Origin of the sequence: Moorena producens 3L (assembly GCF_000211815.1) — a bacterium.
In the GTDB taxonomy this organism is placed as follows: domain Bacteria; phylum Cyanobacteriota; class Cyanobacteriia; order Cyanobacteriales; family Coleofasciculaceae; genus Moorena; species Moorena producens.
The window spans coordinates 127,587-150,636 of record NZ_GL890823.1; the positions used below are offsets into that span (position 1 = coordinate 127,587).

At 43.5% G+C, this 23,050-nt stretch carries 18 protein-coding genes and 1 pseudogene; 8 read left to right on the forward strand and 11 right to left on the reverse strand.

Annotated features, from left to right (window positions below):
* Positions 1–105: 105 nt before the first annotated feature.
* Positions 106–423 (reverse strand): DUF3155 domain-containing protein, encoded by a 318-nt coding sequence (locus LYNGBM3L_RS02300; RefSeq protein WP_008178570.1) that lies wholly within the window; start codon positions 421–423, stop codon positions 106–108.
* A gap of 481 nt (positions 424–904) precedes the next feature.
* Here LYNGBM3L_RS02300 and LYNGBM3L_RS02305 point away from each other — a divergent pair, with 481 nt between their 5' ends.
* Positions 905–2,326 carry a GAF domain-containing sensor histidine kinase gene (locus LYNGBM3L_RS02305; RefSeq protein ID WP_008178573.1) on the forward strand — a complete coding sequence of 474 codons (1,422 nt, stop codon included), beginning with the start codon at positions 905–907 and terminating at the stop codon, positions 2,324–2,326.
* Between the two features lie 532 nt (positions 2,327–2,858).
* On the opposite strand, the gene LYNGBM3L_RS02310 is transcribed toward LYNGBM3L_RS02305, so the two are convergent.
* Together LYNGBM3L_RS02310 and LYNGBM3L_RS02315 are read right to left on the reverse strand one after the other, a co-directional pair.
* A complete protein-coding gene (locus LYNGBM3L_RS02310) occupies positions 2,859–4,109 on the reverse strand; it encodes an S-layer homology domain-containing protein (RefSeq protein WP_008178575.1) in 1,251 nt (416 codons plus the stop codon).
* Between the two features lie 367 nt (positions 4,110–4,476).
* Complete coding sequence (locus LYNGBM3L_RS02315) at positions 4,477–4,905, reverse strand: tellurite resistance TerB family protein (protein ID WP_008178579.1); 429 nt, start codon at positions 4,903–4,905, stop codon at positions 4,477–4,479.
* A 77-nt stretch (positions 4,906–4,982) separates the two neighbouring features.
* Here LYNGBM3L_RS02315 and LYNGBM3L_RS02320 point away from each other — a divergent pair, with 77 nt between their 5' ends.
* Positions 4,983–5,216 carry a hypothetical protein gene (locus LYNGBM3L_RS02320; RefSeq protein ID WP_008178581.1) on the forward strand — a complete coding sequence of 78 codons (234 nt, stop codon included), beginning with the start codon at positions 4,983–4,985 and terminating at the stop codon, positions 5,214–5,216.
* 310 nt (positions 5,217–5,526) lie between these two features.
* Positions 5,527–6,111: a leucyl/phenylalanyl-tRNA--protein transferase gene (gene aat, locus LYNGBM3L_RS02325; RefSeq protein ID WP_008178584.1), complete on the forward strand. Its 585-nt coding sequence runs from the start codon at positions 5,527–5,529 to the stop codon at positions 6,109–6,111.
* Between the two features lie 12 nt (positions 6,112–6,123).
* Here aat and LYNGBM3L_RS02330 read toward each other — a convergent pair whose 3' ends face one another.
* Positions 6,124–6,699, reverse strand: coding sequence for a hypothetical protein (locus tag LYNGBM3L_RS02330; protein ID WP_008178586.1), 576 nt, complete (start codon positions 6,697–6,699; stop codon positions 6,124–6,126).
* 130 nt (positions 6,700–6,829) lie between these two features.
* Here LYNGBM3L_RS02330 and LYNGBM3L_RS02335 point away from each other — a divergent pair, with 130 nt between their 5' ends.
* From LYNGBM3L_RS02335 to hpnH, 3 genes are all read left to right on the forward strand, one after another.
* Positions 6,830–9,769: an efflux RND transporter permease subunit gene (locus LYNGBM3L_RS02335; protein WP_008178587.1), complete on the forward strand. Its 2,940-nt coding sequence runs from the start codon at positions 6,830–6,832 to the stop codon at positions 9,767–9,769.
* Between the two features lie 94 nt (positions 9,770–9,863).
* On the forward strand, positions 9,864–10,835 hold the full coding sequence (gene hpnA / locus LYNGBM3L_RS02340) for a hopanoid-associated sugar epimerase (RefSeq protein ID WP_008178589.1): 972 nt from the start codon (positions 9,864–9,866) through the stop codon (positions 10,833–10,835).
* A gap of 456 nt (positions 10,836–11,291) precedes the next feature.
* Positions 11,292–12,311: an adenosyl-hopene transferase HpnH gene (hpnH, locus tag LYNGBM3L_RS02345; RefSeq protein ID WP_008178591.1), complete on the forward strand. Its 1,020-nt coding sequence runs from the start codon at positions 11,292–11,294 to the stop codon at positions 12,309–12,311.
* 291 nt (positions 12,312–12,602) lie between these two features.
* On the opposite strand, the gene LYNGBM3L_RS33565 is transcribed toward hpnH, so the two are convergent.
* Both LYNGBM3L_RS33565 and LYNGBM3L_RS33570 read right to left on the reverse strand, forming a co-directional pair.
* A complete protein-coding gene (locus LYNGBM3L_RS33565) occupies positions 12,603–13,271 on the reverse strand; it encodes a hypothetical protein (RefSeq protein WP_008178595.1) in 669 nt (222 codons plus the stop codon).
* Between the two features lie 177 nt (positions 13,272–13,448).
* Positions 13,449–14,549: pseudogene (locus tag LYNGBM3L_RS33570) on the reverse strand (serine hydrolase domain-containing protein).
* 140 nt (positions 14,550–14,689) lie between these two features.
* Between LYNGBM3L_RS33570 and LYNGBM3L_RS35750 the strand changes: the two are divergent.
* Positions 14,690–14,956, forward strand: a complete 267-nt coding sequence (locus LYNGBM3L_RS35750; protein ID WP_081431985.1) for a hypothetical protein — start codon at positions 14,690–14,692, stop codon at positions 14,954–14,956.
* Positions 14,957–15,125: 169 nt separating this feature from the next.
* Here LYNGBM3L_RS35750 and LYNGBM3L_RS02355 read toward each other — a convergent pair whose 3' ends face one another.
* From LYNGBM3L_RS02355 to LYNGBM3L_RS44855, 5 genes are all read right to left on the reverse strand, one after another.
* Positions 15,126–16,352: an ABC transporter ATP-binding protein gene (locus tag LYNGBM3L_RS02355; RefSeq protein WP_008178601.1), complete on the reverse strand. Its 1,227-nt coding sequence runs from the start codon at positions 16,350–16,352 to the stop codon at positions 15,126–15,128.
* Positions 16,353–17,162 carry an ABC transporter permease gene (locus LYNGBM3L_RS02360; protein WP_008178603.1) on the reverse strand — a complete coding sequence of 270 codons (810 nt, stop codon included), beginning with the start codon at positions 17,160–17,162 and terminating at the stop codon, positions 16,353–16,355.
* A gap of 348 nt (positions 17,163–17,510) precedes the next feature.
* The gene (locus LYNGBM3L_RS02365; RefSeq protein ID WP_008178605.1) at positions 17,511–20,234 is read right to left on the reverse strand and encodes a glycosyltransferase; all 2,724 of its coding nucleotides are present in this window, start codon (positions 20,232–20,234) and stop codon (positions 17,511–17,513) included.
* 13 nt (positions 20,235–20,247) lie between these two features.
* On the reverse strand, positions 20,248–21,318 hold the full coding sequence (locus LYNGBM3L_RS02370; protein WP_008178608.1) for a glycosyltransferase family 2 protein: 1,071 nt from the start codon (positions 21,316–21,318) through the stop codon (positions 20,248–20,250).
* Positions 21,305–21,577 carry a hypothetical protein gene (locus tag LYNGBM3L_RS44855; protein WP_131827009.1) on the reverse strand — a complete coding sequence of 91 codons (273 nt, stop codon included), beginning with the start codon at positions 21,575–21,577 and terminating at the stop codon, positions 21,305–21,307. Before LYNGBM3L_RS44855 ends, LYNGBM3L_RS02370 begins: the two co-directional genes overlap by 14 nt.
* Positions 21,578–21,925: 348 nt before the next feature.
* On the opposite strand from LYNGBM3L_RS44855, the gene LYNGBM3L_RS02375 reads away from it, so the two are divergent.
* A complete protein-coding gene (locus tag LYNGBM3L_RS02375; RefSeq protein WP_008178611.1) occupies positions 21,926–22,987 on the forward strand; it encodes a glycosyltransferase family 2 protein in 1,062 nt (353 codons plus the stop codon).
* The last annotated feature ends 63 nt before the right edge of the window (positions 22,988–23,050 follow it).

A 23,050-nucleotide genomic window follows, 5' to 3' on the forward strand; every position in this document is an offset into this window, starting at 1 on the left:
ATTTCCAGAATAGGTAAATTTACCAAGATACTTAGCCCTCCTCAAGCCAAAGAGTTTGAGGAGGGCTAAGTCAAAGCACTTTCAATAAATATTACCAGTAAGGTTTCAGCGGCTACGAGCGGCAACCCCTACCTTCTTTAAGGGAGAGTTGATTAATCGCAAACTGGGAAACAGAAAATGATTTTCTTCCACATATTGGGCACCGAAGAGCCCTTTTTCTGCCCAGAAATAACGGTCTGTGGTATGCTCGTTACGTTTGACCAGTAGTAGGGCAGGTGGAACTATCCCTTGTGATCGAATGTATGCCCGTGCTGCTGTAACCGGTTTATACTCGCCACTTTCTAGATTGTACTGAGGTACATGCTCAAGTATCTTGCGCCCTTCTTGGCGGCGGCGACTCTTACGCTTACGTCTTCTTGCCAACCTTTTTACCTCCTCTTTTTGCTGGCAATTGTAAAGATAGTTACAAAAGCCGTGGAAATTATATCGAGTCTTTTGAGAAATATCAAGCTCTTGTCATAGAACTAAATAAACCGGCTGAAACCTTTGACAGCAATACTTTAGGGGATTTTCAGTTTCCTGATGACCTCCGGAAAATTCATACAAAATTTAATTTATTAATAAAATTAAATATAATTAGAAGAAATAGCCTTAAACTCATCCGAGCATTACACTGATCAGGTGATGAGGTGATGGGGTGATCAGGTGATTGGGCAACGGATGTAACGGATATTTGCCATAGGTCTAATGACTGATGACTTATCACGCTATGACTTATCACGCTATGACTAAAGCTGACTAAAGCATAATAGTCAATTGTTTAAGGGGTTCGACATTTATAGAAGGGAAGCTGATAGTGGCTTAACTTCGAGTAGGATTAACCCAGATCACTCATCTATAGCTCATGTTCACTCGATTCAGTTCAGAATTTGTCTCCCTGTGTCGAAACCAAGTGGCTTTATTAACCCAAGGACTGGGAGCAGCTAGTGGTGCTGTATATTTAACGGAAGAATTCGTTGAGGGAAATCAGGCAAAGCTAATTCCTGTGGTAGTTTATCCGGAAACAAGTACCGTGTGGGATATGAGTGATCCTGACTGGGTTTTGCCACAGAAAATAGGTGAGATTGATCAGATTCCTCGATTATCCAGCAGCTTACCTCGGCTACTCCCTCAGGGAAATAACCAAGATCAAGATTTGGGTTCAACCTCTTTTGACTGGACAGAAAATTCCCTACAGCAGCAGCACCAAATTGTTTTACCTCTAATCCATGAAGGGATAGTGATGGGGTTATTGGTGAGTGCTCGTGATGATAGACCTTGGAATCACACAGAACAGGCAAGTGTGGAAAGCATTGCCAGAACCTTAGCGATCGCATATGTCATAGAACAGCGTCAAGGTTGGTTTGAGCAGCAGTTGACTCAGCACAGACGTCTACAGGCAAAACAACGGGATATGCTTGATGATCTGCTGCATCAATTTCGTAATCCCCTGATGGCCTTACGAACCTTTGGTAAGCTACTGCTGAAGCGACTGGTACCAGGAGATAAAAACTATCCAGTGGCTTCGAGCATTATACGAGAAAGCGATCGCTTACAGGAGTTGCTGCAACAGTTTGATGCTTGCCTGGACATGAACCAAACCGGTACAGCATCCTTAACTTTGCCTGTAGCTACGGCTGAGGCTTGCTCATCCCCAGAATCAGATGATCTTGGGGAGATTTACCCAACTAGTCACTCCGAACCACACTCCACCCCAGGGGAATTTCCCCTACTCACGGACAAAACTCTTCCGTTGCAACTGTTTGCGGTCAAGGATGTCTTAGAACCCTTGCTTATATCTGCTGACGCTATTACTCAAGAGGCTAATTTGGAGTTGCATTGCTCTATTGCCCCTGATTTACCTTTGGTGAAAGGGAATCCTAAGGCTTTACGGGAAGTCTTGAGTAATTTGATTGACAATGCTTTGAAGTACACCCCAGCTGGGGGAAAAATTGATATTCAAGTTGGTGTTGGACAATGGCTTGATCATGGTGATGCTATAGCGATCGCAATTAGTGATACTGGTCCAGGTATTGCTCCAGAAGACTTAGACCATCTGTTTGAGCGACATTATCGGGGAGTTCAAGCTAATGGTCCTATCCCTGGCACTGGTTTAGGATTAGCGATCGCAAAAGAACTCATGGCATACATGCAGGGTGATATTGAAGTCTTTAGTCCTGCCAAACTACTATCAACTGAGGAAAATGGGGAATTATCCATTAGTCATGGTCAAGATAACTCAAGGATGGGAACAACCTTTATCGTTTGGTTGACTTACGCTCAGTAGCCCTCAGTAGATAGTTGTTGTTGACCAAAAATATGGGTTTCAAGCCTGGCCTTTGGCCACGCTACTTGAGGTGCCCTTCTAGGGCGACTTTTCCAGGAATAATGTATAATATATTTAATTGTGTAGCCTAGCACAGGCAGGATTCGTCGGTACTGCCCTATTTAATAACGAGCGTTTTGCGATGCTAGTACACGAGGCGCGAAAAACCTCGCTATACGCATGGATCTTAACGGATACCGAACACCAGTAAAATACAGTTTCAAAATATTTAACGTACCGTGGGGCACACGGAAACGGGGAAATTCCCAACGCTTAGGGAGATCAGCCCACTGGGGTTAGTTAAATTAGGCTCGATATTTGGTTTTTAAACGGGTATTTGGCTTAAGTATTGCCTTTCAGGATAGCTAATTTTAAGGCGTGTCGTAGAACTAAGAATCCTCGCTCTTTTAGGGCGGGGAGTGTCAACGTTGAGAGGTTGGCTGTGATTGGTTAATCTATCATCCTCTCAACAGTTAACTGTCCACATATGTAGTTACTGACTGCTAATCACCAGGTCAGAGTCGATGGTAAGCTGTAAGTCGGTTTCTGGTTCAACCACAAATAGGTCAACGCTGCTGCTACCAAATAAACGTTTGCCGATATTTAAAGCGATGCCAGAACTAACTCCGATCAAGATTTCTTCTGTAGCGATCGCACGGTCACCGGTAACGGCAGAGATAGCAGCGGCGGCAGCGGTACCAACTGCTGCATCTTTTAGGATACTCCCTGGATTGCTACCCTTGCGAATGGTTTCAGTGGTGGTAATTTCCTCAGAGGTGGCATTAAACGATAGGGTTTCACCATTGATCAACAGCTGCTGAGCTACAAACTGAGCTCCCTCTTTTGTCGCACGCAGTTCGCCAACCACTTCACTACCAGCAGGAATCAGCAACTTGCCCTCATCAGCAGTGGTAATGTTTAAATCCACTGTCAGGGTTAGGGGAATAGTTTCCTCTTGGGCGAGCAGAATTTTATCTTTTTTGTACTTAACCGGAATAGAAGTACCTGCAGGAATTGTGAAGGCTACAGGTGCTGGATTGGGATCGATAATGTATTGGGAGCTAATCACTGGGGCTTGTTCTGTTGCCACCAGCGCTTGGTACATAAAAGCTGCAACTTCTGCACGAGTTGCATTCCGAGTCGGATTGAGAAAGGCAACGTTAGGATAATTAACCACCAAACGATTTTCTGTAGCAGCAGCGATGGGAGCACGGGCAAAGTTAGAAATTTGGCTGCCGTCGCGGTAGAAACTGACCAGTTCTGAGGTAGAACCGCTGGAAGAGAAATTCAGTCCATTAGAAAGGGCAACTAAAACTTGTTCACGGGGAATATTTTGTTCAGGTCTAAAGATATTACCAGGGTAACCACTTAGAAATCCGGTTTGGTAGGCTTCCTGAATGGCAGGATTTGCCCAGTAGTTGGAAGCAACATCCACGAAACTGTTGCCACCGCGAATCGCGGGTTTATTGAAATCTTGATTTGCTTTACGCAGCATTGCCGCAAACTGAGCGCGGGTCACTGGTGCATTTGGTCTGAAGGAGCCATCAGGAAATCCGGCAATAATACCGCGCTGGGACAATTCCCCAATAAACTCACTTGCCCAGTAGTTGGATGAAACATCGATAAAGTTAGTGCTTTGGGCAAAGGAGGGAGCAGGTGCGACTAGGGGAGCCATGGTGGTGGCGGTGAGTCCAAGGGCTAAAACAGCAGCAGTTCCTGATTGAAAATGATTTAGGTTAAGCATGGAAGGCATTCTCTTAAATTAATGTGTTCTTAATTAAATAGAACCAATCAGATGCTAGATGTTCCTAGGTTCAATAAAATTGTTTTTTTTGCTCAAAATAAGCATAAAAAACCAGATTACGCCTGTTTAATAACAATCATTTCGGCACAATCTGAGTAATTTGACGCTAGTAACATTCCATGAGTTGCCAACCACTTGCCAGATCAAAAATTGTCACATTAGCCCAAGGGGGTGGGGTGACCAGTTGACCCCGTGTGGAGTGTAGTAGGAGAGTGCTCAGGGTGACCCTAGAGCTAGAGTTGCTGGGTAAGTCCTGAAGTTTTGAAGACTTACCCAGCACTTAGCCACTGATCTACTGACGCAGTAATCAATCAGTAAATTGCTTATTAATCCACCGGCGGTAAATTTTTTGAATTGCTTTGAGTACTTTTTGACTACTCGACTGCTGAGATGGACTGCTGGGGTCGAGTAACTGCAAGCGATTCAGAAGTTTCGCTTCTTCTGTGTCTACCAGCCCATCACTATAAATTAAAGCACTGAGGGCTTCAATCAAGCGCTGATAGTCTTCTGGACTAGGGCGATCGCCTAAATACTCTTCCACCCAACTGTAGCATTCATCTGCTGACACAGCTTTGAGTTCATACAGTAACGGTTTAATCTCTGGGTCGTCAGCAACTCCATATTCCTTGGCGACTTTATACAGATATTCCCGTTCCTCTGCCTGAACTTTACCGTCTATCCAGGCGGCACCGATTAAAATTTTGAGCAACTGTTTGACATTAGAATTTGTAACCATGACTTTATCTCTCCAGTAGGGGGGAACCGAACCAATACAGCACTTGTTGCCGGGAGCAGGTCAAATTTGCAGAACAAATGAACTATATAGGGAACAGGGAGCAGGGAGCTGAGGCCGTAGGCCACGCTACGCGAACGGAGTTGGGAGCTGAGGCCGTAGGCCACGCTACGCGAACGGAGTTGGGAGCTGAGGCCGTAGGCCACGCTACGCGAACGGAGTTGGGAATATGGCATCAAAAATTCTCACAATTCCTAAACGGTACCCTATACTATCAGAGCAACCTAAAACACATTAGGGAGCTATGGCTTTAGTACAAATGTTCTGCATAAGTGACATGCTCCCCTTGTTGCCAATCAACCTTGAATCATCAACAGCTTGCCACGATTAGGGGAAAAGGGAAAGTGGAAAGGGAATAGGGGGAAGAGTGGGAAGATTGGGCAGACGGGGGAGAACTTTGTCAAAAAACCGGGTTTGTTAAAACTAACTTAGTTACACCCCTTTATCTAGGTAATAAACCTCATTTCTTTAAAGCCAATTTTTTTTTCACAGAAGTTTCAACCGGTAGTATGTTACGTTTAGTTCTACTTAACTAATTTAGTTCTTACTTACACAGTTCTGTTAATGGAAATCGATATTGATTACTTAATTCAAGGGTATGCTCAAGGCTATTTCCTAATGGCAGATGATACTGGTAATTTAGGCTGGTACTCAAGCCGCAAACGTGCTATAATTCCTCTCGATGATCGGTTTCGCTATCCTAAATCTCTGCGTCGTGTCCTAAATCAGGAACGGTTTAGTGTCAGCATCAACCGAGACTTTTTAGGGGTAATGACTGGTTGTGCTGACCGTGAAACTACTTGGATTTCTCCAGAACTAAAGGAAATTTATTGGCAATTTTATAAGGCTGGATGGGCCTACAGCTTTGAAACTTGGCAGGGAAATCAGCTAGCAGGAGGAATTTTGGGCATTGTAATTGGTGGAGCGTTCATTGGTGAATCGATGTTTTATCGGATTCCGGAGGGCTCGAAGGTAGCGATGGTTAAGCTAGTAGAACGGTTGCGTCATCGAAACTTTTTGCTGTTTGATGCTCAGATGATGAATTCTCATCTAGAACGGTTTGGTGCCTGTACGGTAAATGAGCAAGAGTATAGTCTGCTATTACAGCAGGCAATAGCACAAACCTGTTCCTTTGATGAACCGATCTAACTCAGCTAGGGCTTACTTGCTCCAAATAGCCAAACCTCCTCCCCGACCTCTAGCAGCAATGCAACGGTTTTCCACTAAAAAGTAGGTGAAGAATGCTTGTTCTTTTAAGGGTTGCTCATAGAACCTAGTTTCCCGGTCTTGTCCACCTTTAATGTAACCTTGATAAAGTGTTAGACCAGATAACGATATCCTGATTTGACTAAAGTCGAAAGCTAAGATATTGGTCTTAGGATAAAACTTCGTAGGACCGGTGAGAACTATTTGAAGCGGTCCAAGTTGAACAGCATTTTGAACCGTGCCTTGGTCTTGAGAAGACTCTGATGGGGAGTAGGATAGGTAAATTTTGATCCACTTTGGCAGAAATCGTCCGCTACCCAAGATCACCCCTGCTCGTTGGCGCGATCGCTTTGTCCCAGTAATAAACCCTAGTCGCCAAGTTCCGATCAGTTGTGAATAGCCATGGCTGAGTTTGGTTCGTTTAGCAGTTGTCTCTGCCTGAAGTAGTGCCTCGACTACAGCTGATGAGGTCGGGGGGGTCACCGATGGGCTTGTTAAAAACTCAATCGCTTGGTCTAGAGCTTTATCCATTGCTAGCAAGTGTCTTAGGGAAGTGTGGCGCTACTGGGTCAATCCCATGTCTTGAGAATCTAATCCGATCTTATCGCCGATCGCTAAAAGTATATCCTAGGGGAACAGTGAATTAACATAATTGTCTTGAATGGTCAAGTTGAGTTCCCTCAATGCCTTACGAAAGCGGTTCAATATTTCCCGGTTAGCCATTAAGTATTCCCGAGTAACCATAGGTTTTTGGATCGCAATGGTTGTGGCTGGGCTTTTGGCGTTCAGTTCCCTTAAGTATGCCCTATTCCCAGATATTACGTTTCCGGTGGTGGTGGTCAATGCTCAAGTGCCATTGGAGACTGCCCTGGAAACTGAGCAGAAACTGACTCAACCGATTGAGGAAAGGCTTTTCCCTTTGGCAGGACTCGATCAGATGGTTTCCTCAACCTACCCTGGTCGAACAGTAGTTACCCTCTATTTCCATGTCGGAACCGATCTCAACTCCTCTTCAATGGAGGTTGAAAAGACACTGTGGCAAATTGCTCTTCCTGAAGGTGCAACCTTTCAGGTCATTCCCTTCAATTTGAACGAATCCTCTGCAGTTAGCTACACCATCAAGAGTGATACTAAAGACCTGAAGGAATTAGCTGAGATTGCTAAGACTAGTGTTTTACCAGAGATTGCTCAACTTCCAGGAGTTCTGAAAGTCAATTTGTTGGGAGGGGGGGAAACTACCTTTACGGCTCTCAATTCTGGCTCAGACTTGACCAAACAAGCACCAGAAATTATTAAGGAGGAACAGCGGCAAGATACTCCCGAATCTCCCATACCCGTTACCCCAACTCGGATTCGCTTCAATGGACAGGAAGCTTTGGCTTTTCAGGTGATCAAAGGGGGTGATGCTAACACCTTAGATGTGGTTAGTCGGGTAGAGGAAACAGTGCAAAGGCTACAAGGTAGTTTGCCAGGGGTGCAGTTAGTCTTAGCAGTGACTCAAGCTAACTATATCCGGGAAGCGACTCAATCTACTATTGATGGTTTAGTACTGGCAATTGTTCTGGCAGTGTTGGTAATTTTTACTTTCTTGCGCAACTGGCGTGCCACCCTAATTACTGCCTTGGCAATTCCAATTTCCCTACTGGGAACCGCTATAGTGATGGCTATCTATGGGTTCAATCTCGAAACCATTACTCTACTAGCTTTGGCTCTGGTAATTGGGATTATCATTGATGATGCGATTGTAGAAGTCGAGAACATTTCTCGGCACTTGGAGGCTGGGGAGTCTCCTCGACAAGCTGCTCTTTCTGCTACTAATGAAATTGGTCTGACGGTTTCTGCTTCTACTTTGACCATTGTGGCGGTATTTCTACCGGTTGGTTTAATGGGTGGTAACTTAGGACAGTTCTTTAAACCCTTTGGTCTGACGGTTTCGGCAGCAGTTCTTACCTCTTTGCTAGTTGCTCGAACCTTATGCCCAGTGCTTGCGGTTTATTGGCTTAAACCTAGGCAGGGGAAAAGGGAACAGGGAACAGTAAACAGGGAAAAATTATCGACAGTAGTTTTCGACTTTTGGTTGAGGTCTAATCCTAAGTATCCTGATTTGCTGCGCTGGTCCCTAGGGAATCGGAAATTTGTAGTAGCATTAGCGGTATTGAGCTTGGTGGCTGGGATTTCTCTGATTCCCCTAATTCCTCAGGGGTTTATTCCTACCCTAGACCGAGGGGAATTTATGATTACCTATACAGCACCGTTGCCTCAGATGCCTAGTGCCTCTCAATTTGGTGATTTAATTAATAAGATTCTGAATTTGGGAGGGTTTGATACTAATAGTCAGGAGTCAAAGCCATTAAGTAATTCAGATACTAATTCAGATACTAATCCAGACCTTAGGGAGCAGCTAAAACCACAACTATCAAAACCAAAACTATCAAATTCCGGGTTTAATGGTCTATTTGCGATTCAAAGTGGGATGAAATTAGTACTGAACCAATCTGAGCAGGTGGCTAAGCAGTTGGAAGAAGCGGTGCTGGCTTTCCCAGAGGTGGAATCGGTCTATACAGTTGTGGGGGTACAGGGTGAGCCGAACAAAGGTAACCTTCAGGTCAAACTTAAACGTAATCGCCAATATACTACTGCTCAGGTTCAGGAAAAAATGCGGGCTGCTTTGCCGAAGATCTCTGGTGTAACTACTAGTGTTGAAGATATTCAGTTTATTGAACTACCTACTCAAAAACCGGTTCAAGTTGCTTTATTGGGTGATGATTTAGAGGTGTTAGGCAATAGTGCTGCGGATCTCAAAAATCGGATTGAGACATTACCAGGATTAGTGGATGTAGAGGCAACAGGTCAGAATAATCGAGGCAATAGGATTACTGAGATTGAGCATGTTAATGGTCAGCGAGGAGTTTATGTTCGCGCTAGCCTTAACCAGGGTCACAGGTTGGGAGATGCGACTGAGGAGGTGGTAAAGGTGGCCAAATTGGTTTTACCCGATGGTGTGAGGTTACAACTGTGGGGGGATTCGGCTCTGAGTAGTCATGTGCTGGGGAGTTTTGCTGGCACCTTGACCTTGTCTGTTACCTGTATGCTGTTAGTGCTAATTTTGCCTTTTGGCCGATTGTTAGAACCGATGGTGGTGGGCTTGTCGTTGCCCTTATCTATTGTGGGAGCAATGCTGGCACTTCTGATCACCCAGAGTGATTTTGGCATGATTTCTCTGATTGGTCTAATTTTTTTGCTGGGACTACTTGACAAAAATGCGCTTTTGCTGATGGATTATGTTAACCAACTTCGTCGAGGTGGTTTAAGTCGCACTGAAGCAATTCTGGAAACGGGAGTGGTGCGTTTGCGACCGATTATAATGACTACTGCTTCGACAATTTTGGGGATGTTGCCCTTGGCATTGGGATTTGGTGCAGGAGCAGAATTGCGACAACCGATGGCTGTGGCAATTATTGGTGGATTGCTTACGTCTACGTTGTTGAGTTTGATTGTTGTACCAGTATTGTATAGTCTGCTGGAAGATTGCTGGGTAGGATTATTTTCTGGTATAGCGCTACGCGCAAGTCAGAAGTCAGAAGTCAGAAGTCAGAAGTAAGCTATGACTAAGTTTCAGAGTTTAGAAATGTCAAACACCTTAATTGGTAGTGCTATAAGCAATAAGGAATTGGGAAACAGAGGAGCGTGCGTCAATGGCAATCAAAGCTTTCGTCACTGGAGGAACAGGGTTTATCGGTGCTCATGTTGTGCGATCGCTACTTGAAGCAGGATACTCCGTGCGAGCTCTGGTGCGCCCTACTAGCCAACTCGATAACCTCCAGGGTCTAGATATAGAAGTCGTTATCGGTGACTTAAACGATCCAGGTTTGTCCCAACTGATGCAGGGATGTCAGGTATTATTTCATGTCGCTGCCCATTATTCCCTGTGGCAAGCGGATCGAGATTTACTCTATCGTAACAATGTCGAGGGAACCCGTAATGTGCTACAAAGTGCTGGTAAAGCTGGGATTGAACGCACTGTTTACACCAGTTCAGTAGCGGCTATTGGTGTGGGTAAACCTGGGGAAATTGTGGATGAAACCCATCAGAGTCCTGTAGAGAAATTGGTGGGTGACTATAAAAAATCTAAGTTTTTTGCTGAACGGGAAGCAATCAAGGCAGCTGAATCTGGTCAAGATGTGGTGATTGTTAATCCTAGCGCTCCCATTGGTCCGATGGATATTAAGCCAACTCCTACCGGAGAAATCATTGTGCGCTTCTTACAGCAGAAAATGCCATTTTATTTGGATACGGGATTAAATTTTATTGATGTGCGGGATGTGGCTCAGGGTCACCTGTTGGCGTTAGACCGGGGGAAAAAAGGCGATCGCTATATTTTAGGTAACCAAAATCTATCTTTCAAATCCTTATTGGAGCAACTTGCGGACATTACTGGATTGAGTGCGCCTCAAAAAACTGTTCCGGTCTGGCTACCGCTGAGTATGGCTTGGATTGATGAGTGCGTGTTGACTGCTTTCGGGAAAACCCCTTCTATTCCGCTCAATGGGGTGCGTATGGCACAACACCCAATGTATTACGATGCCTCGAAAGCGGTGAGAGAGTTAGGGTTACCCCAATCTTCGATTAGGAAAGCCCTCAAGGATGCTGTTGATTGGTTGAGGTAAGGGAACAGCGGATCTGGGAACAGGGAGCAGGGACTGAGGCCGTAGGCCACGCTACGCGAACGGAGCAGGGAGCAGGGAACAGGGAATAGATAGACTTTTGGCAGCTTTAAAAAAGTTAACACAGTTCCGTTTATTTATCTCTAGGTACTTACCGCTGGCGGCAGGAAATAGGGAAACCGAGAACTGCGGCGAAATCTAGGATTTTAAGCAATTCGCGAACAGTATTGTTAATACCAAGTTGCGGTCAAACGTACAACTTTCTCTTCCGCCTATCTCCCTATCTCCCTATCTCCCTATCTCCCTATCTCCCTATCTCCCTATCTCCCTATCCAACCAATCACTCTCTTTGAATGCAACTCGGTATAATTTATCGGCGAGGCTGATCATAGTTCAAGCTGTAGGGTAATCATGATTACCCTCAATGATTAGCGTTAATTATATGGTGTGAGGACAATTATGGCAATTCAATTACAACAAGCCCTTGATGTCGGAAAGTATATTGTTACCCAGCGTCTTTTGGGTCGTAAACGCTTTCCCCTGGTGCTGATGTTGGAACCTCTGTTCCGCTGTAATCTAGCTTGTTCCGGTTGTGGCAAAATCCAGCATCCTACGGAAATACTCAAGCGCCAGCTAACTCCTGAAGAGTGCTTTGCTGCGGTGAAAGAGTGTGGTGTTCCTGTGGTTTCTATTCCGGGGGGAGAACCTCTGCTTCATCCACAAATTGACGAAATTGTCAAGGGTTTAGTGGCATGGCGAAAGTATGTCTATCTCTGTACCAATGGGTTGTTGTTAGAGAAGTCTCTGGATAAGTTCCAACCTTCCCCTTACCTGACTTTCAGCGTTCACTTGGATGGCTTACGGGAACGGCATGATCAGTGTGTGGACCGTCAGGGGGTATTTGATAAGGTGGTGCAGGCAATTCGAGCGGCTAAAGCTAGGGGATTTCGTGTGACTACTAACACGACGGTGTTTGAGGGAACTGATCCTAAGGAAATCCAGGAGTTCTTTGATTTCTTGGCCATGTTAGGTATTGATGGCATGATGGTTTCTCCTGGATATAGTTATGAATGGGCACCAGATCAGGAGCATTTCCTGAAGCGGGAACAGACTAAGGCGATGTTCCGGGAAATTTTAGCGCCTTTGAAGGCTGGGAAGAAAACCTGGAATTTTAACCATAATCCTTTATTTTTGGATTTCCTGATCGGGGAGAAAGATTACGAGTGTAGCCCTTGGGGAAGTCCTAGTTACAGTGTTTTGGGGTGGCAAAAGCCTTGCTATTTGTTAAATGAAGGGCATTATTCCACTTTTAAGGAATTGCTGGAGGAAACGAATTGGGATCAGTATGGTCGCGCTAGTGGTAATCCTAAGTGTGCCGATTGTATGGTCCATTGTGGGTATGAGCCTACGGCGGCTATGGATGCGTTTCAGCCCCAGAATATGGTTCGTGCTATGGGCAGTGTGTTAGGAGGGGTTTAAACCTGACCAATTTCCCAGACCATAAAGCTGGCGCTAGTTCCTAGGTCTAAGTGGTGATGGATTGCTAAGCCTGGCAGGATCGGCAAGGTCAACTTGAGCACAATACACACAATACAATAAAAGCGATCGCATTAATCTGAGGCGCACGAATAAATGCGATCGCATTAATCTTAGCTTTCTGATTCTTGATTAAATTGACATTGAAATCAACTTCAAGGTCATTATTGAATTGGGAATGAATTGGTTTTACTAAAACCCCATTATCTGCTGCCCCTTATCTAATCACAAAAATTAAAATTTAAATCCTAATAAATTCCAATAATTTAGGAGCCAGATAAATAGCCATGCCGCTAGCATACTCAAACAATAATACCCTCGTCTGATCCAAGACCAATTTTTGTCTCTCCAAGCCAGTAAACCAATAATCGATACTACAGTAGTCAAGCCTGTGGTGACAATGGGTAGATAAAGTAACGCAATCATCACAGGGGGGATTCCGAAGAAAAATTCCCAGAAATCTATTATACTAATAGCTATCCCCATCCCGCTGAAAAAGCATAAATTCAAGATACTAATCAGACCAATGATCAACTCCACCAGACGAGTATGTCGTGAAACTAGAGATAAGCTTTGATTTTTGCGGCTAATTAATGGTCTAATTAGCCAAACCAAACATCCCCATAGGAAGATTAGCACACAAAATCCTACCAGTCCAACCTGTAAAACAAGAGTTTCGTACCAGGCTAACTTTTCATAGGTTAAATGGACATGACTACTCAAAGACATAGCAGTAATTTTACCCTGACTATCTTTCCGAAAACTTATATACATATTGCTGTCAGGATAGCGAAATAGGAGTGGCTCAAATTCCTCCCATTTACTTCCTCCTGGAAATACAGTTAAGGTGCGGTCTGGATTAGTTTTAATAGTAAATAATCGTCCAGATTCCAGCAAAACCATGGCTAGTTTAACCAGGGAGTTTCGAGGATATCGAATGAAGCGATAGCCGCCATTAATTTGTTGATATTGCTGTTGATATTGCTGTTTATAATGCTGGGTACTATTAGCTTGAGGGCTAGCTTTAGAGCTAGCTTCAGGGATAGGTTTAATAATCGTTTCAGTAGGTGAGGTAATGGTCTACTGTACAGGATAATAACGATCTAAAAACTGTTCAACCAAGTCGTCTCGCAAATTCTCATTAAGACTGTTACGATTGTAAGCAATATAGAAACCTAACTTTTGTTCTGGGATTAAAAACACCAGATTAGTATACCCTGACATGCTACCGCCATGCTCAATTATCCGTTGATTATTCACAAAGCGCTCAAAAAAACCATAAGTAGATCCTGCCGATTGAGGAATGTTCGGAAAATTAGTATAGTGTTGGTGGTGCATATCCTTTACTGTAGTATCATTCAGGATACGCTGTTTACGATAACGACCTCCCTGTAAATGAGCAATCATAAAGTGGGCCATGTCTTCAGCAGTAGTAGTTAAAGCTGTAGTAGGAACACTTTTATTACAGGTAAAGGCTTGCTTTAGATAATTGCCATTTTTGTACCGATATCCTACAGCTAAGTTAGCTGCCAGCTGATACGGTAATGGTTGCTGAAAACTACTTTGACTCATATCCAAAGGTTGTAGGATAGTTTGGTCAATATATTCACTGAAAGGAATTCCAGCAACCACTTCTACTAAGTAACCTGCCAATGCTAATCCTACATCACCATAAACATATAATTGACCTGGTGGTCGCACTCGCTCTGGTAAATTTTCTGTGAGAAATTTTTCTAAGGATAGCAGCTTAGACTGGCAACGAGTGGCTCCGCCAATCACCCAAGCTACATCGAATCCATCAGTATGAGTTAAGAGATGATCAACTGTAATTGGCTTAAATTTATCAGTCTTAATTTGAAATTACTTAAGATACTGGTTAATATCTTCATGTAGCTTAAGCTTACCTTGCTCGACTAGTTGCATTACTGCTGTAGAGGTAACTAGTTTAGATACAGAGCCTACACGAAACAGAGTTTTGTTAGGAATAACCGGTATCTTATCCTCAAGGTTAGCGTAGCCGTAGCCTTTCGAGAAGAGAATCTTGTCATCTTTTACTAAGGTGAATACGGCACCAGGAATATGATTTTCTGCCATTTGATTGACAAAAAAGTCGTCACTAAATTTTTCTATATCCTGGAATTTAGTTAGTTCTAACTGGGAATCATTGGCTGTAGATACCATAGGCAAATCCTGATTAGATACATTCAAGGATTCCTGAGCAAATACGGGCAGTACAGAAACACTAAGAATCAAGATAGCTAAACTTATTGATTGAATCAGCTTTAATAATCTATATACTATTTTTTTCAATAGTTTTAGATTTGATAAATTTTTGCTCAAAGGGAATCGGGAATCGGGAATCGGGAATCGGGAATCGGGAATCGGGAATCGGGAATCGGGAATCGGGAATCGGGAATCGGGAATCGGGAATCGGGAATCGGGAATCGGGAATCGGGAATCGGGAATCGGGAATCGGGAATCGGGAATCGGGAATCGGGAATCGGGAATCGGGAATCGGGAATCGTAAAGCTAAATCTGTTACCTGTTGCCTATTACCTGTTCCTCAGTCAACAATCAAGCAACATTAAACCTACCCTTCACCGAACGCCAAAGGCGAACAACATTCAACATTCAACTTTTACCCAACCTTCAACCTTCACCCAACATTCAACCTTCAACCAACATTCAACCTTCAACCAACATTCAACCTTCAACCAACATTCAACCTTCAACCAAATTTAAACCTTCAACCAACTTTCAACCTTCAACAACATCCCAACGAAGCGGTGGGCTAATAATACCTTTTTCGCTATCTTTTGAACGCACTAAAAGCTGATACACATGCCAATGGTAGTCATAGGTATAAGCCCGATTCGGTTCATAAACCCCAACATCAACAAAATACTTACCACCGTTTAAATCTAAGCGGGATAGATGGAGTTTTATTTTTCCTTTACCTTTAATACCTGGTAAGGATGCTCCCATGGTAGTTGTGTTAGTCTCAAGACAGATTTGACCATCTTCAGTGCTAATGATGACACTAAAAATTAGTCCATCAATTGGTTGAAGTGACAAGTACTCAATGTCAATGGCCAAGGAATCACCACTATTAATCTCTAAGCTAGGTAACAGCAGCACATCGGTAATTTCTACTTCTAGAGAGCCAAACCGGTTTTCATTCATTCGCAGTTCCACACCAGACCTAGTCAGTTGGGCAGGTCTGTTGGGAGTAGGTTGCTGGGTTTGCGATCGCATTTGATTGACATACTGTCCTGCTACCACTTTTGGCTCACCGTAAGCCATGATTTGTCCTTGTTGTAGCCACAAAGCGCGATCGCAAAGTTGCTCAATTTGCTCGCTACTGTGAGAAATTAGGACAATAGCACAGCCAGACTCTTTCAACTGAGCAATTCGTTCCAAGCACTTAGCCTGAAATGCCAAATCCCCAACGGACAGAAACTCATCAACTAGCATCACATCTGGGTCTGTGTGTACAGCCACCGAAAACGCCAGCCGCATCTGCATCCCTGTACTATAAGTGCGGACTGGGTTATCGATAAACTGCTCAAGTTCAGCAAACGTCACGATTTCATCAAAACGCCGCCCCACCTCTTGACGAGTAAGACCTGCTACAACACCACTAACAAAAGCGTTTTCTCGCCCAGTCAAATCTGGATGGAAACCAGCCCCCAAATCCAGCAGCGCTCCAATGGAGCCATTAACCCTAACCTTCCCTTCATCCGGTTTTCCAACCCCACCAATCAAGCGCAATAACGTTGATTTACCTGCTCCATTGTGACCGAGAATGCCTAGCATTTGGCCTGGGGAAACCTTGAACGTAATATTCCGCAACGCCCAAAACCCTTCCGCTGCCATAATATGCCGAAAACCCGACAGCGCCGCCTCCATAATAGTAAGCGGTCGCTCAGGATGATAGTAGTTAAAGCGTTTACCGAGTCCTTGAACAATAATTGCATCAACCATCTATAATTCCTCCACAAAGCGATCGCTCTGCCACCGGAAAATTTGAAGACCGATAGGTAAAAACACTGCCGTGACCAAAGCCATAACTAGCAGAGCTATCCAATCCGGTGGTGTTCCTTTAATTAGTACAGCGCGATAGGCGGTAACCAGATGCACCATCGGGTTAAGGTAATAGAAAAACTGGTAATTTTTGGGCACATTAGTAATTTCATAAAAAATAGGTGTGAGATAAAAAAACAGCTGTAGAAGTACACCGATAGTATGCTGGGTGTCGCGAAATATTACATTAAGCCCAGCTAGTATATAGGCTAAACTAATGGTAACGGAAAACTGTAGAGCTTGTAGGATTGGTAACAGTATAATTACTGGCTGTAGCTGAACACCATCGATTAACAGAAAGATAACTAATATTGGCAGGGCTAGAATAAAGTGAATCAGACCTGTTGTTACGGTAACCACCGGTAAGATAGCGTTGGGAAAACCCGGTTGTCGGATCAGGGGGCGATTACTAATAATCACCCCAGTGGCTTGAAAAAGAGACGTGTTAAACCATGTCCATACCAACAAACCAGAAAATGCAAAGGAGGTATATTGAGGAATATCAACCGACAATACAAAACGGAAAACAAAGGAAAATACAGCTAGCTGGAGTAGTGGATTAAGCAGCATCCAAGCTACTCCCAAAACTGACCGTTTGTAGAGTAGCTTCATCTCCCGATTAACTAGCTCTCGTAGCAAATCATAGAGATAAGAAAGCCGCCACTTGTAAAATTGTTTGAGTTTTGATTTTCGATGTTGTATTGAAGACATTGGAGTAATATAGCATTTGACAGCAGTTGTCAATTGGTTTAGGTAATTTCGCCCTCCCTGGTTTTTAGAGAGCAGGGAGCAGGGAGCAGGGAGCAGGGAGCAGTAAATAGGGAATAGTAGGAAATAGATCCGATTATTTGATGATCTATTTTAAAATGCTATATTACTATTTTTTTAGACTTTAATAAAGCAGTAAATTAAAGCTTGATAGGGCTTTATTCAACCCATTGTGATTTAATTTTTTAGTTATTCAAAAAAACTTAAAACCTTGATTAAATAAAAGTTTCAGTCTTTGGCTGAGATTATTGTTTTACGAGAGTGAAACAATATTGTGATAATTTTTGTTCCCTACTCCCTACTCCCTACTCCCGACTCCCGACTCCCGACTCCCGACTCCCTACTCCCGACTCCCGACTCCCTACTCCCTACTCCCTTTGCTATACGACCTTCACGTTTAACCCGCAGATGGGACTGCCACAAAGACCAAACTCCAGCCAGATTACCTGTCATTTCCAACCAGATTAGGGAGATTGGATAATCGCTCCAACCTCTGAGCCGTTGATAGATGCGAGATAAATGAGCAAGTGGCAATCCCAGCACTATTTGCACCAATCCTCGCCAATCCCCATCCTGTAGCCATGTGGTCAGATTGTAAGCAACATGACCTTTACTGTAGTTGTAAAGCTGACGATGTAGCTCTGCCATTTCAGTGCGATGCTTATGCCAGACATAAGCGCTTGGCTCATAGATGAGGGTGTAGCCAGCTTTAAGTACTTTATAGAATAAGTAAGTATCTTCACCAACTCCTGAAGGCATACCGGGACCGAGGGCTTCGTTCATTAGACCAATCTTGGGATGACTAAAGATACTGGCACGAAAAGCAGCATTAGCGGTTGCTCCTAACTGCCAAGTTGGTACAGCATGGCGTGAAAAGGATTCAAACCAATCTCCGTTAACCTCAAACTCCTCAAAGCCCCGTCCCAAGCCGCCATAATTTTCAAAACACTGCTGGGCATTGGTTTCCAACTGTAGGGGCAAAACATTACCTGTGACAATCATCACATCCGCTCTAGCAAAAGGAGCGATTAGTTTTTCTAACCAATCCGGTGGCACAGTAACATCATCATCCGTCGCAATCACAATATCCCCAGTACTAGCAACAAAGCCAGCATTGCGAGCATAAGCTAGTCCCTGACGGGATTCACTAACTAAGACAACATCAGGAAACTCAGCAACCACTGGTGGAGTCAAACCAGAAGCGGGATGATTATCAACTACAATAATTTCCAATTGTCGAGTATACTTTTGGGCAACTATGCTGCACAAACACCTCCGCAAATCTTGGGGTCGATCATAGGTAGCGATGATAATAGAGATTGGTATTTTATCAGGTAAACAGGTTAGTAAATCAGTCTCTTTATCCGTGACTTTATAGTGATTATTTAAGATAGATATTGCTTGAGTATAGCAGTAATACCTACTGAAGTTAAGGTTTACTTCCAGCAGCTTCATACCAAACTGATTGACAATAACCTCAATTAAGCGACTCTTGCTAATCCCTCGATCAGGGTTAGGAATATCAACGCTACCTAAAAGCTGATCATGCCATTTCACAAAGACTCGTACTGATGAGTACTCTTTAACATCAGTTAATGCCTGTAAAGGTTCCCGTAGATCCACAGTCCGCACTGCCATACCTGGATTGGTTTTAACCTTTTGGATTTCTTCCTTAGTCAGAGCAGGAAAGATAGGGTCAGAAAAAATCGGGTAGGGAGCACTATCTACATCCTCTTCTGTTTCCCGTTCTTGCTCACCGAAAGATTTAGTAATCTCAGCAGCAGTGTGGCGAGCTTTGTGATAGCGAGTTAAACCAATGAAGCAGCCTTTTAATTCAGCCAGAATTAAATCCCGTGGGAAGCGAGTGGGATGTTTGAAACCAATCCACAGACGTCTTAAATTCCAATACACTATCCACCAGAGCAAAATCGACAAGAAAGAAAGACACTCATCTGGATAGGCAAAGAGACTACGGATACAGTAAGAAAACAGACCAATACTGTTATTAGTAATTTGCGTACGCAACTTAGCATAATCCCGTCGATGTCGATGGCGCACTATGGCACTAGGCTCATAGACGAGGGTATGTCCTTCCTTAACCACCCGGAAAAACATTTCTAAATCACCACCACCATTAGTCACAGTACCCACATCTAAAGCAGGGTCAAAGAAACCAATATCATCAAATACTGAGCGGCGATAAGCCATGTTTGCCCCTGTACCGAATTGTCCAGTACCCAGGAATTTCCAAGGCATTTTGTTGCCTCGATTAACCTGATACCACTTACGCCTCATGCCTCGCCCGAAGCCGCCATACATTTCAAACAGCACTTGTGCTTCGGTTTCCAATTCATAAGGCACAACTAACCCAGTCACTGCCATAACGTCAGGATGTTTAATAAACACTAGCGCTAATGCTTTTACCCATCCTGAATCAACCACTACATCATCATCAGTATAGGCAATTATGTCTCCTTTAGCTTCAAGAACAGCTCGGTTTCTCGCCCAATCTAAACCCGGACGAGGTTCACAAATATAACGAACATTAGTATAAGTTTCCACCAGTTTATTAGTGTCATCACTGGTGGGAGCATTATCAACAACTAAAATATCTAAGTAAGGATAATCGAGTTGATTGATAGCGTCTAAACATAGAGCAAGATCAGCAGTGCGATCGCGAGTACAAACCGCAACTGTTACTAACGGCAACTTGCCCTTATACTCTGGTGGTGACACATCAAACAAATCCTCAAGACACAACCTTTCGCGTCCGAGGGGTAAGGATAATCCATTGTACAAAAGGCGATTGATAATCGTCTCGCTATGGCCTTCCAGAATAAGTTTACTTAAGGTTTCTGCTGTGCAGTAACCATTAGTAATCGGTGCTTGAACATATCCAATTGGCGCACCATGGAAGCGAACCAGTCCTTTCACTGCAATATAGCCATCTAAACCATCAAGAGTAGTCAGGGGGCGGCTCAATTCAATGTCCACCACTTTGATTGGATAAAGCATAACCAAAACTTCCTTATATTATCAGCAGTGAACGGTGTAATAAATTTCCAAGCAAGAGCTTGAAATATAGACTCCATCGGCGTTTATTTAAATCCGCAGGACTTACGCCTACACCCGGTTTATTAACATAATTACCGGATTTAAGCTTAGTGATAATTCTCAATAAGCTTTTAAGGGACAAGATATACAACCCATAGCGAAAAATAGGCGTAATAAAATCAGCTTTTAAAGCTTGAGATAGCCAAAATAACGTACTGCGATCGCTACTACACTGACTACTTTGTCGTGCCAAATACATATAAAAACTACTCTTAGACAATCGATAAAGCGCTGCTGGAATCTCTGGATGCCTTTGTTGAACGTCACGTAGCATCAAACCATGAGACTTAGCCATTTGGCTGTAGTCGCGAGACATACTACTAACAATTTTGCGATAGCCAATCAGAAATTCCGGCACAACAGCAAATTCATAATGTTCTGCAATTCGCAAATAGAGCTCCCAATCCTCACACCCCTGAGCCTGTTGTGCCTTCAGTTGACAGTTGTAGCCACCAACGGTCTCAAAACAACAGGCGCGAATCATAGATGCACTAGCATTGCCTAAAAAGTTATGACATACCAGAGTTTTATAAACCTTTCCCTCTATACTTGAAGCACGGAAATCTCCAGTCAGTGAATTTTCCTCATCAATATCCACCGACCAAGCATAAACCAACCCTACCGCTGGATCTGTTGCCAAGAAGCGTTTCATTTGCTTTTCTAAATTTTGCGGATACCAAATATCATCAGCATCCAGGGGAGCGATATAGTCTCCCTTAGTGTTTTGAATCCCTAAATTCCGAGCAGCAGCCACCCCTAAATTTGGTTGTTGTAGTAAGATAACACGCTGATCTTGCTTAGCAATAGATTGAACAATCTCAGCTGTCCGGTCTTGAGAACCGTCATCTACCACTATCAATTCCAGGTTTTTATAGGTCTGAGAAAGAACAGACTGTAATGTGATTTCAATAAACTGCTCTGTATTATAGGCAGGGATAATCACTGAAACCAGTGGTAAGCTATCAACTGTTTTAACAACCGACATTTGGTGATTTAAATTTTATATTTATACTTTCCACAGGGATAAACTGAGTTTTTAATTTAGCGTTGCTTAATAATGGAATGATTTTAAGAGTTTTGTGGAATGGGCATCTTGCTGTGGAATGGGCATCTTGCTGTGGAATGGGCATCTTGCTGTGGAATGGGCATCTTGCTGTGGAATGGGCATCTTGCCGTGGAACTGGCATCTTGCCAGTTTCAATATATTTTCGGGCGGGCAGGATGCCCACTCTACTCCTATTCATTCGAAGATTCAGCAAAGCTTTTAATTTAGCTATCAGCGTTTAGCTATATCAAATGGGCTGACTATGGGCTGACTGCTGATAGCGGATGGCTGACTGCTCAACCTGTAGACACAACCTGTATTACAAGTACAGAGTTACTTAGTCAATTCAGGATTTTTTTTTAAAAAAATCCCTACTGGTGATTCTTATATAGTTTTGTTAAAGCCAATAAACTAGTTTGTAAAACTTAGTGTAATCTAATAATTTTAACTAAAATAATGTTAAACTATACGAGGGTATTATTGAGATGCATAGTAACGATTTAATCTCAAAATCTCAATCAGTAATTGAAGGTAAATTCTCTAAAGAATGGTTGACTCTGCTAAACTAACTATCTCCGTCATCATCCCCGTATACAACGGAGGGGAAGACTTTCGTCAATGTCTTGCCAGACTATCTCAAGCTGCACCCCCTCCCGATCAAGTGATTGTAGTAGCTGACGGCGATACTGATGGCTCATGGCGTCTAGCCCAAGACTTTGGAGCCACAGTAATTCGATTGCCCACAGCAGGGGGTCCGGCTAAAGCCCGAAACCTGGGAGCTAAAGTAGCACAGACCGATATCCTGTTTTTTATAGATGCTGATGTAGCCATCTATCCGGATACTATTGGTCAAGTGGTGAAAATTTTTAATAATGAACCTAATTTAACCGCTTTAATTGGTTCTTATGACGATTCTCCCGGTGCTGCTAATTTCCTTTCCCAGTACAAAAATTTACTCCACCACTACACTCATCAAACTGCATCTGAAGAAGCATTTACCTTTTGGGGTGCCTGTGGCGCAATCCGTCGTGACATCTTTATTGCCATGGGTGGCTTTGAGGAAAATTATCGTCAACCCTGTATTGAAGATATTGAGTTAGGCTATCGACTCAAGCAAGAAGGTTACAGGATTAAGCTGTGTAAGACTCTACGGGTGAAACATCTCAAGCCCTGGGGCATAATTTCTCTCCTTAGAGCTGACTTTTTCTACCGCGCCTTGCCCTGGACTGCCGTAATTCTCAAGGTTCGCGACGCAAGTCCGGAAAACTGTCGTGAGTTTATCAGTGACTTGAACCTAAAGCTGTCTAGTCGTATTAGTGTGGTGTTGGTCTATGCTCTACTAGGTGCTTTAGTTACAGCTTATTGGTGGTCTAGTACTCTGATTGCTATGGCTACTTGTGTATTTAGTCTCGCCCTGCTAGTACTCAACAGACCTGTCTACCAATTCTTTTATCAAAAGCGTGGTCTACTATTCACTATACGAACCATTCCATGGCACTGGCTGTATTACTTTTACAGCGGACTTGCGTTTGCCATTGGTATAGTTCGTCATTGCTTTCAAAAGTACCTACAACCTCGGATATACTTGCCTAAGCTATCAAGTTTATAGCAGGGATAAATTGGTTGAGGTACTTTCGTAGTGGGTTTTAGGGAGTAGGGAGTAGGGAGTAGG